A 16,790-nucleotide genomic window follows, 5' to 3' on the forward strand; every position below is an offset into this window, starting at 1 on the left:
GGCGCGCGGACCGAGGCAGGCGCTGAAGGCCTCGGGAGTTTGTTCATAGCGCGTGGGAGGCCCCCTGGCGGCGGGCCGCGGCCGATGCCGCTGCTTGCGAAGATCGAAGCCCGTGCCCGGCTGCCCTCCGATGCCCCTCACCGCCCTGGTGCGCCAGCTCGAGCAGGTGCCCCTCACCGGGGAGGTGCTGGAGCGCAGCGGTCGGCCCGAGCGGCTGCGGCTCAGCGGGGCCGGACGGGCAGCCCGTGCCCTGATCACCAGTGCCCTGGCCCGTCGCGGCGGCAGGCCCCTGGTGGTGATCGTGCCCACGCTGGAGGAGGCGGGCCGCTGGGCCGCCCTGCTGGAGCTGATGGGCTGGCCCACGGCTCAGCTCTACCCCACCAGCGAGGGCTCCCCCTACGAACCCTTCGATCCCACCAGCGAGATCACCTGGGGCCAGTTGCAGGTGCTCGGTGAGCTGATCGATGGCTCGGGCCGTTCCTGGGCCGGAGCGATCGTGGCCACTGAGCGGGCCCTGCAGCCCCATCTGCCGCCACCCGCCGCCCTGGCCGCCCGTTGCCTCAGCCTGCGCAAGGGCAGCAGCGTCGATCTCGAGGAGCTGGCCGACACCCTCACCCGCCTCGGCTACGAGCGGGTGCCGACGATTGAGCAGGAGGGCAGCTGGAGCCGCCGCGGCGACATCGTCGATGTGTTCCCGGTGAGCGCCGAGCTGCCGGTGCGGCTGGAGTTCTTCGGTGAAGACCTAGAGAAGCTGCGGGAGTTCGATCCCGCCACCCAGCGCTCCCTCGATGCGATCGAGGCGGTGCGCCTCACCCCCACGGGCTACGGGCCGCTGATCGCCGATGCCCTGCGTGAGTCGATGCCGGAGGCGCTCACCGAGCTGCTGGCCTCAGAAGCTCTCGAGCAGTTGCTGGAGGGGGGCACGCCCGAGGGGATGCGGCGCCTGATGGGTCTGGCCTGGGAGCAGCCGGCTTCCCTGCTCGACTACCTGCCCGGCGCCACCCTGATCGCGGTTGATGAGCGACGCCAGGGGCTGGCCCACGGCCAGCAGTGGTTCGACCACGCCAGCGACCACCACGCCGAGGTGAGCGCTCCGTTGCCAGCTGACACCCTGCCGCCGTCGTTGCATCGGCCGGTGGCGGCAGCCCTGGCGGAGGCCGATCGCTTCGCCGGTTTCGACCTGGCCGAGCTGCACGAGAGCGACCGGCACCCCAACGCCTTCGATCTCTCCAGCCGTCCGGTGCCGGCTCATCCCAATGCCTTCGGTCGTCTGGCGGCGCTGGTGAAGGGTTATCAGCAGGAGAAGGCGCGGGTGTGGCTGGTGTCGGCCCAGCCCAGCCGCGCGGTGGCGCTGCTGGAGGAGCACGACTGCCCCGCCCGCTTCGTGCCCAACCCCCACGATTTTCCGGCGATCGAGCGTCTGATCGAGCAGGCCACACCGGTGGCCCTGAAGCTGCGCGGCACCGCTGAGCTGGAGGGGCTGCAGCTCCCGGCCTGGCGGCTGGTGCTGCTCACCGACCGGGAGTTCTTCGGCCAGCACAGCCTGGCGGCCTCGGGCTATGTACGCCGGCGCCGCAAGGCGGCCAGCCGCACGGTGGACCCCAACAAGATGCGCCCCGGCGACTTCGTGGTGCACCGCAACCATGGCATCGGCCGTTTCCTCAGGCTGGAGAAGCTGGCGATCAGCGGCGAATCGCGCGATTACCTGGTGGTTCAGTACGCCGATGGGCTGCTGCGGGTGGCGGCCGACCAGCTGGGCAGCCTGGGGCGTTTCCGCGCCAGCACCGACAGCCCGCCGGAGCTGAACCGCATGGCCGGTGTGGCCTGGACCCGGGCCAAGGAGCGCGCCCGCAAGGCGGTGCGCAAGGTGGCGATGGACCTGGTGAAGCTCTATGCGGAGCGTCAGCAGGCGGCCGGCTTCCCCTTCCCGGCCGATGGCCCCTGGCAGGGCGAGTTGGAGGACTCCTTCCCCTACGAACCAACGCCTGATCAGGTGAAGGCGATCGCCGAGGTGAAGCGCGACATGGAGAAGCCCGAGCCGATGGACCGGCTGGTCTGCGGCGATGTGGGCTTCGGCAAAACCGAAGTGGCGATCCGGGCGGTGTTCAAGGCGGTGACCGCCGGCAAGCAATGCGCCCTGCTGGCCCCCACCACGGTGCTGGCTCAGCAGCACTGGCGCACCCTCAGCGAACGCTTCGCTCCCTATCCGCTCAAGGTGGCTCTGCTCAACCGTTTTCGCACCACCGCCGAGCGCAAGACGATCCTCGATGGGCTCAGGGATGGAACGGTGGACGTGGTGGTGGGCACCCACCAGCTGCTGAGCAAGGGCACCAGTTTCGAAAAACTGGGGTTGCTGGTGGTGGATGAGGAGCAGCGCTTCGGGGTGAACCAGAAGGAGAAGATCAAGGCGCTGCGTAAAGACGTGGATGTGCTGACCCTCTCGGCCACGCCGATCCCGCGCACGCTCTACATGAGCCTCTCGGGGGTGCGGGAGATGAGCCTGATCACCACCCCACCGCCCCTGCGCCGGCCGATCAAGACCCACCTGGCGGCGTTGGATGAGGAGGCGGTGCGCAGCGCCATCCGCCAGGAGCTCGACCGCGGCGGCCAGGTGTTCTATGTGGTGCCACGGGTGGAGGGGATCGAGGAGGTGGCGGGCCAGCTGCGCGAGATGCTGCCGGGCCTGAAGCTGCTGGTGGCCCACGGCCAGATGGGCGAGGGAGAGCTGGAGAGCGCGATGGTGGCCTTCAACGCCGGCGAGGCCGACGTGATGCTCTGCACAACGATCATCGAATCAGGCCTAGATATTCCGCGGGTGAACACGATCCTGGTGGAGGACGCCCACAAGTTCGGCCTCGCCCAGCTTTATCAGTTGCGTGGTCGGGTGGGCCGCAGCGGCGTCCAGGCCCATGCCTGGCTGTTTTATCCCGGTGATGCCTCCCTGAGTGAAGCGGCGCGCCAGCGACTGCGGGCGATCCAGGAGTTCGCCCAACTGGGGTCCGGCTACCAGCTGGCCATGCGCGACATGGAGATCCGCGGCGTCGGCAACCTGCTGGGGGTGGAGCAGAGCGGCCAGATGGAGACGATCGGCTTCGATCTCTACATGGAGATGCTGCAGGAGTCGCTGGCGGAGATCCAGGGCCAGGACATCCCGGTGGTGGAGGAGACCCAGATCGATCTGCCGATCACCGCCTTCATCCCCGCCGACTGGATTCCCGAGAGCGACGAGAAGATGGCCGCCTACCGCGCCGCCGCCGACTGCCGCACCCGCGAGGAACTGGTGCAGCTGGCCGCCGACTGGGTGGACCGCTACGGCGCCCTGCCCTCGCCGGTGGCGAGCCTGCTGCAGTTGATGGAGCTGAAGTTGCTGGCGCGGCGCTGCGGCTTCTCACGCATCCGGTTGGAGAAGCCCAACATCGTGCTGGAAACCCCGATGGAGGAGCCTGCCTTCCGCCTGCTGCGCCAAGGTCTGCCCCAGCACCTCCATGGCCGGCTGGTGTATCAGGGGGGCGGCGGCAGCACGGCCAAAGTGCTGGCCCGCGGGCTGAATGTGCTGGCGGCCGAGCGCCAGCTCGACATGCTCAAGGAGTGGCTGGCGGCGATGGCCGAGCAGATCCCCGGAGCCGATGGCCTCACCGACGCCCAGAGGATGGAGCAGGCGGCCGCGAAGAATGCGGCGGTGTTGTCGGTGTGAGGAGTTGATGCTGTGAGGGCATCCAGATCGCCCAGCAGGACCCGGGGGTCCTCCTGGGCTGTTTCAGGAAGGTTTCAGATTGTCTTCTGTCTCATCTCCGCAAAAGTTCGTTACAGTGCAGCGAAATGAAACGTGATCATGGGTGAATTTGTGGGCGGGACCGGCGGCATCACGGCTGAGCTCCAGAGCGGCTACGCGCTCGCTTCGGCTGTGATCAGCGTGCTGGCCCTCGGCCTCTTCGCCTTGTTCCAGAACGACCAGGAGAACGACGACGACGACTCCAACCCCGGTGGCGGACTGATGCAGCCCGTGGCCTGAGGCACGGCAACGTCACCTCGAAGCTGCCGGTCACGGTGCAGCTTCGTAGACCCCCATCCCCGTCTTCAGGGGGTGGGGGTCGCAGATGTGCCCAGGGCCGCCGGCAAGTTGGCGCTTGTGGGGTTGAAGGTGGTGCGGGAGGCGCTGGTTGCGCGCAGCTTCTTGACCAGGGTCGATTCGGCAGCCCTGTACTGCACATCTTTTGAGGTGCCCAGGTCTTCGAGCTTGAGCTTGGAGGCCTCCGCTTCACTCAATTTCACCGACACATCCGGGTCGATGCCGTGCTTGTGAATGTCGCGGCCGCTGGGGGTGAGGTACTTGGCGATGGTCACGGTCATGCCGGAACCATCGGAGAGACCACGGACCGACTGCACGAGGCCCTTGCCGAAGGTTTTCTGACCCACCAGCACCGCGCGCTTGTTGTCCTGCAGGGCGCCGGAGAGGATCTCGCTGGCGCTGGCGGAGCCTTCATTCACCAGCACCACGATCGGTGATTTGGTCAGGGCGCGGCCATTGGCGCGGCGCACGTCCTGGATGCCGTCGCGGGTGCGGGTGGAGACGATGATGCCCTCATCCAGCAACTGGCGGGCTATCTCCACACTGGCCATCAGCAGGCCGCCGGGATTGCTGCGCAGGTCGATCACATAGCCCTGCACGCCCTTCTGCTCAAGGTCGCGGATGGCGGCGCGCATGTCCTTGGCGGCGTTGGCGTTGAACTGCTTCAGGCGGATGTAACCCACCTTGACGCCATCGGGGCCGGTGTTGATCTGGTGCTCGACGGCATGCAGCTCGATGCGGGCGCGGGTGAGCGGCACGGAGACCACTTTGCTGTTGCGACGCAGCTCCAGCGTGACCTTGGTGCCGGCCTGGCCGCGGATCAGCTTGACCGCATCCTCGGTGGTCATGCCCTTGGTGCTCTTGCCGTCGATCGAGACGATCACGTCTTTGGGCTGGACGCCCGCCTCAGAGGCGGGGGAGCCATCGATCGGTGAGACCACCACCAGCTCCTTGGTCTCCTTGTCGAGGCTCAGCTGGATGCCCACCCCGGAGAGTTCTCCGGAGGTGTCGATCTGCATCTCCTTGAATTCCCGCGGATCCATGAAGCGGGTGTAGGGATCATCGAGGGTGCCGAGCATCCCCCGGATCGCCTCATAGCTTTCCTTGGTGCTGCCGTAGCTCTTGGCCAGCAGGTCACGGCGCAGTTTGCGCCACTGATCGGGGGTGTATTTGCCGGTGGTGTCGAGGTAGTCGCGGAAGACGATCTGCCAGGCCTGATCCATCACCTCCTTGGGACTGTCGGTGATCAGCGAGGCGGCGCTCGGGGAGCCCAGCCAGTCGGTGCCGACGATCACGGCGGTGGCGCAGGCACCCAGTCCGGCGAGAACGGCGATACCGGTGCGACCCCTGCCCATTGGCTGATTCCCTGGCGTTTGACTGTCCTCTCAAGCTAGCCCGCTCTGTGGGGGTGAGCGAGGGATCGGGGACGGTCACAGGCAAGTCAGGATGTGACCCGTCAGGGATCGACCCAGCGGCCGTCCTCCTTGATCAGGGCGATCAGGGCCTGCACGCCTTCGGCCTCGGGGACCCGGCGGATCTCGTCGCGGCCGCGGTAGAGGGAGATGGTGCCGGGGGTCTTGCCCACGTAGCCGTAGTCGGCGTCGGCCATCTCGCCGGGGCCGTTGACGATGCAGCCCATCACGGCGATGTCCAGGCCGGTGAGGTGGGCTGTGGCGTTGCGCACCACGTGCAGCACCTCCTCCAGATTGAAGAGGGTGCGGCCGCAGCTGGGGCAGGCCACGTATTCCACCATCGTTTTCCTCAGGCCCAGGGCCTGCAGGATCGAGTAGCAGACAGGGATCTCCTTCTCGGGCGCCTCGGTGAGCGACACCCGGATGGTGTCGCCGAGGCCTTCGGCCAGGAGGGTGGCGATGCCGGCCGTGCTCTTGATGCGGCCGTAGTCGCCATCGCCCGCTTCGGTGACCCCCAGGTGCAGGGGGTAATGGAAGCCGCCTGCATCCATGCGGTCGGCCATCATCCGGTAGGCGGCCAGCATCACCGGCGCCCGCGAGGCCTTCATCGACACCACGATGTTATGGAAGTCGAGGCGATCACAGATGTGGATGAACTCCATGGCGCTCTCCACCATCCCCAGAGGCGTGTCGCCATAGGTGAACAGCATCCGCTCGGCCAGCGAGCCGTGGTTCACGCCGATGCGCAGGGCCTTGTCCTGCTCCCTGAGCAGGCTCACCAGGGGTTCGAGGGTGGCCTGGATGCGTGCACCGATGGCCTCCACTTCCTCGGGCGTGAACTCGGTGCGGTTGGGATCGGGCTTGTCGAACACGTAGAGGCCCGGGTTGATGCGCACCTTGTCGACGTGCTGGGCCACCTCGAGGGCGATCTTCATGCCGTTGTGGTGCACATCGGCCACCAGGGGCACCGGCTGGTAGCTGTCTTCGAGGCGCTTGCGGATTTCCCCCACCGCCTTGGCGTGGGCCAGGCTGGGCACGGTGAGGCGCACGATCTCGCAGCCGGCTTCATGCAGGCGGCGAATCCCAGCCGTGGCGCCTTCGATGTCGAGGGTGTCCTCGTTGATCATCGACTGCACCACCACCGGATGCTCGCTGCCCACCCAGACGTCGCCCACCCGCACGCTGCGGGTCTTGCGGCGATGGATCAGGGTGTCGTAGCGGGGGTTGCTGGACCAGTCGGCGGGGAGGCCCGGAAGGCTGGTGTCGGGGCGGGCGAGGGTGCCGGTCATCGCCAGGGGGGGCCGGGAAGTGGGCTAACCCTGCCACAGATCAGGGGTCGCCTGACGAATCCGGAGCGAGGTCTGGGGCGGCCCTGAGCTGGTCGAGGCGACTCCTGACCGCTTTGAGATCCTGCCAGGTGTGCCACTTGGGTGTCTCCGGCTCCCGCGAGGGATTGCGTAATAAATAGGAGGGGTGAAAGATCGGCAGGCACCAGCGTCCCTGCCACGTCCGCCACTGGCCCCGCAGGCGGGTGATGCCGCCTTTGATCCCCAGCACCCCTTCCACCGCGGTGGCGCCGGCCAGCAGCACCACCTGCGGTTGCACCAGCTCCACCTGCTGCAGCAGCCAGGGCAGGCAGGCGGCCATCTCCTGGGGGGTGGGCTTGCGGTTCTCTGGCGGACGGCACTTCACCACATTGCAGATGTAGGCGTCGCGGTTGCTGTCGATGCCGACGCTGGCAAGCATCCGATCGAGCAGCTGCCCAGCCCGGCCCACGAAGGGGGAGCCGCTGGCGTCTTCCTGAGCGCCAGGGCCCTCGCCGATCACCATCAGGGCGGCGTGGGGGTCACCCCGGCTCACCACCACCTGCTGGCGGCCATCCGCCAGGGAGCAGCGGCGGCACTCGGCGCAGCCTCCGGCGAGTTGCTGCAGCGCCCCCTCCCGCAGCGCCGTTGCCTGCCCCGCTGTGCCGGGATCACCCTCCACACTGCTTCTCCCCTGTGGCTGAGCTTCCACGCTGGCGGCAACGGGGGGCACCTGTCCAGGTGCCCGGCGCGAGGGTGCCCGCTCGAACCTTTCCCAGGAGGGGCGTCAGGCAGGATGCAAGATCTCCCTGGCGCTTCATCTTTGAAGCGCCGCGGCCCTTCGTGGCCGCTTCGCGCTGCGGCCGTCGGCCGCGCCCCCGCTGATGCCCCGCCCGTTGAAGCTCTCGGCCCGGGCCGAAGCCCTGCACCCCTCACTCACCCTGGCCATCGCAGCCCGCGCCAAGCAGTTGCGGGCCCAGGGCCAGGACATCTGCAGCCTGAGCGCGGGCGAACCCGACTTCGACACCCCGGCCTTCATCCGACAGGCAGCCAGCGAAGCCCTTGAGGCCGGTGCCACCCGCTATGGCCCGGCCGCCGGTGAGCCGGCCCTGCGCGAGGCGATTGCCGTCAAGCTCAGCGAGGAGAACGGGGTCCCCACCAAGGCCGAGCAGGTGCTGGTCACCAACGGCGGCAAACAGGCTCTGTTCAACCTCTTCCAGGTGCTGCTGGGCCCGGGCGATGAGGTGCTTCTTCCCGCCCCCTACTGGCTCAGCTACCCCGAGATGGTGCAGCTGGCCGGGGCCTCGGTGCGGCTGCTGCCCAGCGACGCCGAGCACGGCTTCCGCCTCGATCCTCAGCAGCTGGAGGCGGCGATCACCCCGGCCAGCCGCCTGCTGGTGCTCAACAGTCCCTCCAATCCCACCGGGATGGTGCTCAGCCGCCAGGAGCTGGAGGCCATCGCCGCGGTGCTGCGCCGTCATCCCCACGTGGCGGTGGTCTGCGACGAGATCTATGAATTCCTGCTGGCCCCGGGCCATGTGCACCACAGCTTCGCGGCGGTGGCACCCGATCTGAGCGATCGGGTGTTCATCGTCAATGGCTTTGCCAAGGGCTGGGCCATGACCGGCTGGCGGCTGGGCTTCCTGGCCGGCCCCAGCGCCGTGGTGAGCGCCGCGATCGCCCTGCAGAGCCAGAGCACGAGCAACGTCTGCTCCTTCGCCCAGTTCGGTGCCCTGGCGGCGGTGAGCGGCCCGCGCGACTGCGTTGTGGAGATGGCCCGGCAGTTCAGTGAGCGACGCGCCCTGCTGCATCAGGGACTCGCCTCCCTGCCGGGGCTCACCCTGCAGCCACCGGAGGGGGCGTTCTATGCCTTCCCCGATGTGAGCGCCTATGGGCTCGATTCAATGACGTTCTGCAACCGCCTGCTCAACGAGGTGGGCCTGGCCCTGGTGCCGGGTGTCGCCTTCGGTGACGACCGCTGCGTCCGCCTCTCCTGTGCCGCTTCCCCAGCCACCCTGCGCGATGGTCTGGCCCGGCTCGGTCACTTCATCTCCTCCCTCTGATCCCCCATGCAACCCCTCGCCTTCCGCGCTCGCCTACCGCGCGACAGTGTTCGCGTGGCTCTGCTGGCCGGCCTCGCCCTGGCCGTGGTGCCGGCGGCGCTGCCGCCCCAGCTGCAGCAGGCCGCACCCCAGCTCGCCGGCGCCCAGGCCCAGCAGAAGGTTCTGCGCATCAGCGCCATTCCCGATCAGAACCCCGAGAAGCTCAACCGCCTCTACGGGCTGGTGGCCAATGAGCTCAGTCGCCAGTTGAAGGTGCCCGTCAAATACGTTCCCGTCACCGACTACACCGCCGCGGTGAGCGCCTTCCGCACCGGCGATCTGGATCTGGTCTGGTTCGGTGGCCTCACCGGCGTGCAGGCCCGTCTGCAGAAGCCCGGCGCCAGGGTTCTCGCCCAGCGCGACATCGACGCCTCTTTCCACAGCGTCTTCATCGCCAACACCTCGGCGGGCCTGAAGCCCGTGCTCGGCGTCAAGGGTCTGGCGGAACTGAAGGGCAAGCGCTTCACCTTCGGTTCGGAGAGTTCCACCTCCGGGCGCCTGATGCCGCAGTACTACCTCAGCCAGGCCGGGGTGAAGCTCAAGGATTTTGCCGGGGGCGCCCCAGGTTTCAGTGGCAGCCACGACGCCACCATCGCCCTGGTCCAGAGCGGTGCTTACCAGGCCGGTGCGGTCAACGAGCAGGTGTGGAAGAGCAGCCTGCGCTCCGGCAAGGCCGATCGCCGCAAGGTGAGTGTGATCTGGCGCACCCCCGGCTATCCCGACTACCACTGGATCGCGCAGCCCAACCTGGATCAGCGTTTCGGCAAGGGCTTCACCGGCAGGGTGCAGAAAGCCTTCGTGAGCCTGCGCCGCAGTAACCCGCAGCAGGCCCAGATCCTGGAGCTGTTCGGGGCCCAGCAGTTCGTGCCAGCGCTGGTGGGCCAGTACAGCGCCATCGAGAAGGTGGGCCGCGAGATCGGCAAGATCCGCTGAGCCGCGGCCAAGGCCCATGCCCCTAGCCTGGAAGACAGATCCGGGCGGTGGTATGCGCTTCAACGGCAGTCTGGAAGAGCTGCAGGCCCTCGTGGCCCAGCTGGGGCAACCCGGCCACTGGGTCCACCAGGGGGCGTTCGAGATGTACGTTCTCGACGACGAGGAGACCAACATCCGCCTGAACTGGTGGCCCCGCAGCGGGGACCTCAGCCTGGTGGGGGACCCGGCCCAGCGGGTGGATCTGGAGGCGGCGCTCAAGGCGCTGCTCGCCTGAGCCCCAGGATGCTGGCGACTGAGTGGTCTCCGTTCTCATCCGGCCTGAATCTCCTGCCTTGATCAGCTCCCCCGACCGTCCTCTGCTGGAGCTGCGCGCCGTCCGTGTGCCGGGCCGCACCGCCCCCCGTCTGGACGATGTGTCGTTGCAGCTGCGGCCGGGTGAGCGGGTGGCCCTGGTGGGCCCCAGCGGTGCGGGCAAGAGCACCCTGCTGGCCGTGGCCAATGGCCTGCTCAGCCCTGAACGTGGCGAGGTGCTCTGGAACGGCGCCGCACCGGCGCGCTCCAGGCGCCGGCGCAGGCGGCAGCAGGCTCTGATCGGCACCCTCTGGCAGGACCTGCGCCTGATCGAGGAGCTGACGGTGCAGCAGAACCTGAACGCAGCGCGGCTGGCCCGCTGGGGTTGGCCGCGGGCCCTGCTCAACCTCGTGCTGCCCATCGAGACCGCCGCCAACGCGGCGGTTCTCGCCCGGGTCGACCTCAGCGCTGAACTGCTGGAGCAACCCGTGACCGCCCTCTCCGGCGGCCAGCGCCAGCGCCTGGCTCTGGCCCGCTTGCTGCGGCAGGACCCTCTGCTGCTGCTGGCGGATGAACCGCTGGCTCACCTGGATCCGCGCCTGGCGCGCGACCTGCTGGGCCTGCTGCTGGAGCAGGCCAGCGGCCGCCGCGCCCTGCTGCTCAGCCTGCACCGCCCCGATCTGCTCGATGGCTTCGACCGGGTGGTGGCCCTGCGCAAGGGCCGCGTGGTGCTGGATGCGGCGCCCTCGGCGCTGGCGGGCCCCCAGCTGGCGGCCCTCTACCGCTCGGAAGCATGACGGCCACATCCGCCTGGAGCTGGGGGCCGCTGCGCCTGGCCCCGCCGCTGCTGCCACTGCTGCCGGCCCTGGTCTGGCTGCCGGTGCTGCTGGTGCTGCCTGCCGTGAGCCACGGCGGCGGCTGGGACCTGATCGGCCAGTTCGCCGGGGCGGCCTTCAGCCCGTCGCTGGATCCGCTGGTGCTGGGCTCGGCCTTCTCCGGCCTTGAGGTCACCGTGGGGATCGCCCTGCTCGGCTGGGCCCTGAGCCTGGCGCTGGGGTTGTTTGGGGGGGTGCTCAGCTCCCGCACGGTGTGGCGCACGACCATCGGCGGCGCCTGGCCGGCGGAGTGGATCCGGCGGCTGCTGGCGGTGCCGCGGGCGGTGCATGAGCTGCTCTGGGGCCTGCTGCTGCTGCAACTGCTGGGCCTGCAGCCGGTCGTGGCGGTGCTGGCGATCACGATCCCCTACGCCGCCTTGGTGGCTCGGGTGGTGAGTGATCTGCTCGACGCTCTCCCCACCCAGGGACTGGAAGCCCTGCGCCTGGAGGGTGCCCCGGCGGGCCCGGCCCTGCTCACAGCCCTGGGACCGGCGCTGCAGCCGGGAGTGATCAGTTATGGCGGTTACCGGCTGGAGTGCGCCCTGCGCAGCGCCACCCTGCTGGGGGTGTTCGGTCTTGGCGGGCTGGGCACCGACCTGCGCCTCACGCTCCAGTCGTTGCAGTTCCGTGAACTCTGGAGCGGGCTGTGGATGCTGCTGCTGGTGATGCTGGCTCTGGAGGCCATGCTTCGGGTATTGCGTCAGCGCTGGGCGATGCCGGCCCGCTTCGGTCTGACGCGCCGCTCCGTAGGGCGTGGTGGCCGGGAGGTGGCCCTGGGCCTGTTGTTGCTGCTGCCGCTGCTGGTGCTGGTGGCCGTGGCCCTGGGGGTCAACCCGCTGCAGCTGGGGCAACTCCAGCCCCTCCCGCCCTGGACGGCCGACTGGCCGGCGGTGGTGGCCTTGCCCTGGCCCTCGCTGATCGGCTCCACCCTCGGGCTCACCCTGCTGGCGGCCGCCCTGGCGGTGGGCAGTGCACCGTTGCTGCTGCTGCTGATGGCCCCCTGGCCCTGGGGCCGGGTGCTGATGCAGGCCGTCTGGGCCCTGGGGCGCCTCTGGCCGCCGCCGCTCACGGCCCTGCTGCTGCTGTTCGTGCTGCAACCGGGGGTGCTCACGGCCGCCCTGGCTCTGGCCTTCCACAACCTGGGCATCCTCGGGCGGTTGCTGCTGGAGGCGGAGGAGTCGGCGCCGCTGCAGGCGGAGGAGGCCCTGGCCGCCGCCGGCGCCGGACCGCGGCTGGCCCTGCTCTATGGCCGCTTCAGTGCCCTGGCCCGCTCCTACCTGGCCTATGGCGCCTACCGCGCCGATGTGATCCTGCGCGAGACGGTGGTGGTGGGCCTGGTGGGTGCGGCCGGGCTGGGCAGCTTGCTGTTGGAGGCTCTCAGTTCCTTCGCGATCGATCAGCTGATCGCCCTGGTGGCGGTCTATGTGGTGCTGACCCTGATGGGGGAAGATCTCAGCGACCGCCTCCGCCGGCGCCTGCTGGCGGCCTGACGCCCGAGCCCATGGCCGTGACCGCGACGCCGCGCAAGCTGATCGTCCTGGGGGACAGCGGTGTGTACGGCTGGGGTGATCCTGACGGCGGCGGCTGGTGCGAGCGGCTGCGGCGCCACTGGATGGGGCTGCCCGATGGACCCGTGCTCTACAACCTTGGGGTGCGTGGTGATGGCCTGGAGCGGCTGGCGGCGCGGCTGCATGCGGAGGTGAGCTCCCGGGGTGAGCTGCGCCGTCAGGCACCCCAGGGGATCGTGATCGGCGTGGGCCTCAACGACACCGCCCGGGTCGGGCGGCCCGACGGCCGCCACCAGCTGGCGCCGGAGGCTTTTCTGTTCGGGTTGCAGCAGCTGTTGCGGGAGGCGGTGCGCCTGGCGCCGGTGCTGGTGATCGGGCTGACGCCGGTGGACGAGGCGGTGATGCCCTTCGCCGGTTGCCTCTGGTATCAGCTGGCCACCGTGCACCAGTACGAGCGCCTGCTGGAGGAGGCCTGCCTGGAGGCCGATGTGCCCTTCCTGCCCCTGCTGGAGCCTCTGCTTGAGGATCCCCACTGGAGCCGGCTGCTCAGTGCAGACGGCCTGCATCTCAATGCCGATGGCCATGGCCGGGTCTACGAGCACATGCGCCAGTGGCCGGCCCTGCTGGCCTGGGCGGGACTGGAGACGCGATTGGAGCGCACGCCGGCCCACTGAGCTCGCCGGCCTCTTCATCCATCCACCGGATCAATCACCCATCTGGGGGAGGTGGGTTCCCCGGATGGGGTGAAGCGCCGCCGGGGCCAGGCGGCAGAGGGTGGAAACACGGACCCACCGCTGTCCCCACCATGCCCGATCCACGACCCCAGCCCCACCAGGACCAGGACCTCCACAGCCGCAATGCCGAGCTGCTGCAGCGCTTTCACAGCAGCGGTGACCACCGCCTGCGCAACCGGCTGGTGGAGCTGAATCTGCCCCTGGTGCGCCAGGTGGCCGTGCGTCAGAGCGGGAGCACCAGGGTGCCGCTCGACGATCTGGTGCAGCTGGGCTGCCTCGGGCTGATCCGCGCGATCGAGGCCTTTGATCCGTCGCGCCACACCGCCCTGAGCAGCTTCGCTGTGCTCTACATCCGCGGGGAGATGCAGCACCACCTGCGTGACCACGAGCAGCCTCTGCGCTGCTCCCGTCAGCTGCGCGAGCTGCACCGGCGTGGCCAGGCCCTGCTGCAGCAGCGTCAGCATCGCCAGCTGCCTGCGCTGGGGGAGGAGGAGCTGGCTGCGGCCCTGGGCTGCTCGCCGCAACGCTGGCGCGAGGCGCTGGAGCTGCATCAGGCCCTGCGGCTGCGCAGCCTCGATGCCCCCGCCAGCGATGGGGAGGAGCGGGGCGACACGCTGCTGGAGCGCCTGCCGGCCCGGGAGCTGCCTGATCCCTGCCGCGCCGATCACGAGGGGGATTCCCTCTGCTGCGAAGGCGAGAACCAGCGCTGGCTGAAGCGCCGGCTGGAGCGGCTCGATCCCAGCCTGCGCCAGCTGATGCTGGAGCGGGTGCTCCATGGTGCGTCCTGGCGGCGGCTTGGGGTGGATCAGGGGCTGCCGGCCCGGGCCAGCCAACGGCGCTTCGATGCGCTGGTGCTGCTGTTGCGCGAAGAAATCCAGCAGTTGGTGCTGGCGCGCCAGGCCCCGCCGGTCTGGCCGGTGCGTTCGCCCGTGGTGGCCCCTGCGCTCAGAGCTCCAGCAGCGGGGCCAGCCCCATCGCCAGCAGGGCGGCGATCAAGGTCTGCAGACCGTTCACCAGTTCATTGCTGAGCCAGGCCAGACGCCCCTGCAGGGTGGCGCCGATCAGGCTCTCGATCAGTGTGGCCACCAGCCCCACTGCCGCCACCAGCAGGGCCGCGGCGACGGTGGGCAGCAGGCCAAGGACCAGCAGAGCCGCGGCCATCACGGCGCTGCCGCCGAGGCTGGCGATGGTCCCCTCCAGGCTGATGGCCCCTTCGCTGCCCGGGGGCACCGGCCGCAGGGTGGTGATCAGCACGGTGGTGCGGCCCCAGCGTTTGCCGATCTCGCTGCCGCAGGTGTCGGCCAGCTTGGCGGCGAAGCTGGCGGCGAAGCCCAACATCAACAGCGGAGCCGGTGCGCCAGGCACGGTGGTGAGCAGGGCCAGCACGGCACCGGTGGCCGCCGAGCCCCAGACGTTCTCGGGCCCGCGCCGGCCGCCACGGCCTTCTGCCAGCCCCTGCTGCTGCTTACGCCGGATCCCGAGCCGGGTCACGGTCGAGCCCATGGCCAGGTAGAGCACCACTGCCAGCCAGCCGCGCCAGCCCAGAGAGCCCCAGAGCAGGGTGCCGAGGATGCCGGCGTGCACCCAGCCGGCCCTGGTGAGCAGCGGCAGCCGCTGGGCCAGGGCGATCAGCACGGCATTGATCACGAAGGCCAGCAGCCACTGGGTCGCAGGCGGCGGGGCGGAGGGCAAGGCGGGCAGCACGGCACACGGACGATGACCACCAGTTTCCCCGGCACCCATGGCGCTGCCGGCGCTGGCGCCGCGGCAGGCCTCTGTTGCACTCCCCTAAGGGCTGGCGGTGGCGGAGCCGCGGCGGCGGATAATCAGCCCAAACGTCCTGGCTGGCCGGCGTCATGATCTTCAAGCCCAAGGGGTTCTTTCTCAACCTCGACAAGGACGCGGACGCCAAGCCGGCGGTGGTGGCACCCGTGGCCGCCAAGCCAGCAAAGCGAGCCAAGGCTGAACCGGTTGAGGCCGTAACTGCCCCTGCGGGTGCTGACGCTCCCGCCGCCACCTCCTCGTCCTCCGCCTCCGCTGCAGCGGCCCCGGCGCTCACCACCGCCGAGGCGATCGCTGCCGAGCTGCGCCGTGAGCAGGAGAACCGCCCGGCCCCCAGCGTCGTCACCTTCTCCCCCGAGTGCCTGATCCCATCCGGCGCGCTGCCCCGGGCCCGCCGCCGCGCCGGCGCCAATCTGGGCCTGTTCAAGGAGATGGCCAGCGGCATGCTCGGCCGCTGAGCTGAGCGCCACCTTCAGGGATCGAGGCTGCCGTCCAGTGGTTTCCCCCTGGCTTCCTCCCGCCACTGCACCAGCGAGGCCAATCCCGCCACGGCCGCTGTGGAGGTGCGCAGGATGTGGGGGCCGAGGCTCACGGCCTGCCAGCCGGCTGCCTGCGCGGCCGCGCCTTCCGCTGGGCTCCAGCCTCCCTCGGCCCCGATCGCCAGCGCCACCCCATCCATGGCCCCGGCCAGTGGATCGGCTGGGGCCTGCGCCAGGGCAGTACCCAGCAACGGCAGCTCCGCCTCCCGGGTGCTGGCCAGCAGGGCCAGCGCAGCCCGTGTTTCGCCCAGGTAAGTGATCGCTTCCAGAGGCTCCAGCAGCTGCGGCAGCCAGAGGCGTTCGCACTGCTCGCAGGCCTCGCGCAGGATCGCCTGCCAGCGGGACGCCTTCCAGCTGCCCCGTCTCGCCCCGTGCTCGGCCACCAGGGGCTGGAGGCGGTCCACCCCCAGCTCGCAGGCCATGCGCACCACCACGTCGAAGTCGAGGCGGGGGATGGCCACGGCCAGCTCCAGCCAGGGGCTGGCGGCCGCCTGGCGCTGCAGGGGCTGGCCAAGAGGCTGCTCCAGGCGGGCCTGGGGGCCATCGAGCAGCACCGCACTCCAGAGCTGGCCCCAGCCGTCGACCACGGCGAAGCGCTCTCCGGGGCCGTAGCGCAGCACGCGGCTGAGGTAGCGGCTTTCCTCGGGGGCCAGAGCCAGGGTGGTGCCGGCCGCCAGCCGCTCGGGGGCGATCAGCAGGCGGCGCAGCTCACGCACCACTGGCCTCAGTTGGCGCCGTGGGGGAAGAGGGCCTCGGGCACCTCCTCCACTGGCCAGTCGTCATTGACGCCGCCGATCACGATCTCCTCGATCTCCACCACGTCGTTGTCGAGCTGACGCAGGGCGTTGATGAGCACATCGAGAGCCACCCCATCGCTGGTGCCCAGGTCGACCCAGCAGCGGCACCAGGCGTCGCGGTATTCCGGTTCACCCATGCTGTGCATCAGCGCGGGGAGAGTCGCCTCGGCGGCCTCAATGTCGTAGTGCATGGCGCTGAGGTCGATCCCCTCCTCGTGCACCTGCAGGCATTCGGCGTTGAACCCGCCCAGCTTGCCCAGGAAGAACCAGCTGTCGAACACCGTGTCGATGTATCCCTTCTCCCCCTGACCGGGGGGATTGGGGAAGCGCAACCAGATCCAGCAGTTGAACGGATCCACCTCGCGGAAGCGAATGTCCATGGGCGTTGCTCCTTCCAGCATCGACTGGTGACCCCATCAAACACGGTGGCGGCTGCTGCAAGCT

General features: G+C 69.5%; 16 protein-coding genes. 10 read left to right on the plus strand and 6 right to left on the minus strand.

Annotated elements, in window-relative coordinates; all coding sequences use genetic code 11:
• Positions 1-130 precede the first annotated feature (130 nt).
• Positions 131-3,694: a transcription-repair coupling factor gene (gene mfd, locus WH5701_RS02700; protein WP_006170375.1), complete on the plus strand. Its 3,564-nt coding sequence runs from the start codon at positions 131-133 to the stop codon at positions 3,692-3,694.
• A 138-nt stretch (positions 3,695-3,832) separates the two neighbouring features.
• Positions 3,833-4,012: a hypothetical protein gene (locus WH5701_RS02705; RefSeq protein WP_037980114.1), complete on the plus strand. Its 180-nt coding sequence runs from the start codon at positions 3,833-3,835 to the stop codon at positions 4,010-4,012.
• A 65-nt stretch (positions 4,013-4,077) separates the two neighbouring features.
• Here the strand turns inward: WH5701_RS02705 and WH5701_RS02710 are convergent, their stop codons facing one another.
• From WH5701_RS02710 to WH5701_RS02720, 3 genes are all read right to left on the minus strand, one after another.
• Entirely contained in the window at positions 4,078-5,424 is a 1,347-nt protein-coding gene (locus tag WH5701_RS02710) for a S41 family peptidase (RefSeq protein WP_006170377.1), read from the minus strand.
• Positions 5,425-5,525: 101 nt separating this feature from the next.
• Positions 5,526-6,770 (minus strand): (E)-4-hydroxy-3-methylbut-2-enyl-diphosphate synthase, encoded by a 1,245-nt coding sequence (gene ispG / locus WH5701_RS02715; RefSeq protein ID WP_006170378.1) that lies wholly within the window; start codon positions 6,768-6,770, stop codon positions 5,526-5,528.
• A gap of 40 nt (positions 6,771-6,810) precedes the next feature.
• A complete protein-coding gene (locus WH5701_RS02720; RefSeq protein WP_156776505.1) occupies positions 6,811-7,518 on the minus strand; it encodes a uracil-DNA glycosylase family protein in 708 nt (235 codons plus the stop codon).
• A 151-nt stretch (positions 7,519-7,669) separates the two neighbouring features.
• Between WH5701_RS02720 and WH5701_RS02725 the strand changes: the two genes are divergently transcribed.
• From WH5701_RS02725 to WH5701_RS15590, 7 genes are all read left to right on the plus strand, one after another.
• Entirely contained in the window at positions 7,670-8,848 is a 1,179-nt protein-coding gene (locus WH5701_RS02725; RefSeq protein WP_037979476.1) for a pyridoxal phosphate-dependent aminotransferase, read from the plus strand.
• A gap of 6 nt (positions 8,849-8,854) precedes the next feature.
• Positions 8,855-9,820, plus strand: coding sequence for a putative selenate ABC transporter substrate-binding protein (locus WH5701_RS02730; RefSeq protein WP_050751367.1), 966 nt, complete (start codon positions 8,855-8,857; stop codon positions 9,818-9,820).
• A 16-nt stretch (positions 9,821-9,836) separates the two neighbouring features.
• Entirely contained in the window at positions 9,837-10,094 is a 258-nt protein-coding gene (locus tag WH5701_RS02735; protein ID WP_232201769.1) for a hypothetical protein, read from the plus strand.
• Between the two features lie 58 nt (positions 10,095-10,152).
• Positions 10,153-10,908, plus strand: coding sequence for an ATP-binding cassette domain-containing protein (locus WH5701_RS02740; RefSeq protein WP_006170383.1), 756 nt, complete (start codon positions 10,153-10,155; stop codon positions 10,906-10,908).
• Positions 10,905-12,476 (plus strand): ABC transporter permease, encoded by a 1,572-nt coding sequence (locus WH5701_RS02745; RefSeq protein ID WP_006170384.1) that lies wholly within the window; start codon positions 10,905-10,907, stop codon positions 12,474-12,476. Before WH5701_RS02740 ends, WH5701_RS02745 begins: the two co-directional genes overlap by 4 nt.
• Before the next feature lie 11 nt (positions 12,477-12,487).
• Positions 12,488-13,168 (plus strand): GDSL-type esterase/lipase family protein, encoded by a 681-nt coding sequence (locus WH5701_RS02750; RefSeq protein ID WP_006170385.1) that lies wholly within the window; start codon positions 12,488-12,490, stop codon positions 13,166-13,168.
• Positions 13,169-13,299: 131 nt separating this feature from the next.
• Positions 13,300-14,256 carry a sigma-70 family RNA polymerase sigma factor gene (locus WH5701_RS15590; RefSeq protein ID WP_006170387.1) on the plus strand — a complete coding sequence of 319 codons (957 nt, stop codon included), beginning with the start codon at positions 13,300-13,302 and terminating at the stop codon, positions 14,254-14,256.
• On the opposite strand, the gene WH5701_RS02760 is transcribed toward WH5701_RS15590, so the two are convergent.
• Positions 14,174-14,971, minus strand: coding sequence for a DUF92 domain-containing protein (locus WH5701_RS02760; RefSeq protein WP_083781799.1), 798 nt, complete (start codon positions 14,969-14,971; stop codon positions 14,174-14,176). The genes WH5701_RS15590 and WH5701_RS02760 overlap by 83 nt on opposite strands.
• 113 nt (positions 14,972-15,084) lie before the next feature.
• Here WH5701_RS02760 and WH5701_RS02765 point away from each other — a divergent pair, with 113 nt between their 5' ends.
• Entirely contained in the window at positions 15,085-15,468 is a 384-nt protein-coding gene (locus WH5701_RS02765; protein ID WP_006170389.1) for a hypothetical protein, read from the plus strand.
• A gap of 14 nt (positions 15,469-15,482) precedes the next feature.
• Here WH5701_RS02765 and WH5701_RS02770 read toward each other — a convergent pair whose 3' ends face one another.
• Positions 15,483-16,265 carry a 16S rRNA (uracil(1498)-N(3))-methyltransferase gene (locus WH5701_RS02770; RefSeq protein ID WP_037980124.1) on the minus strand — a complete coding sequence of 261 codons (783 nt, stop codon included), beginning with the start codon at positions 16,263-16,265 and terminating at the stop codon, positions 15,483-15,485.
• An 8-nt stretch (positions 16,266-16,273) separates the two neighbouring features.
• Positions 16,274-16,726: a DUF3531 family protein gene (locus tag WH5701_RS02775; protein WP_006170391.1), complete on the minus strand. Its 453-nt coding sequence runs from the start codon at positions 16,724-16,726 to the stop codon at positions 16,274-16,276.
• Positions 16,727-16,790: the final 64 nt, after the last annotated feature.

This window comes from Synechococcus sp. WH 5701 (genome assembly GCF_000153045.1).
GTDB classification, from domain to species: domain Bacteria; phylum Cyanobacteriota; class Cyanobacteriia; order PCC-6307; family Cyanobiaceae; genus Regnicoccus_A; species Regnicoccus_A antarcticus.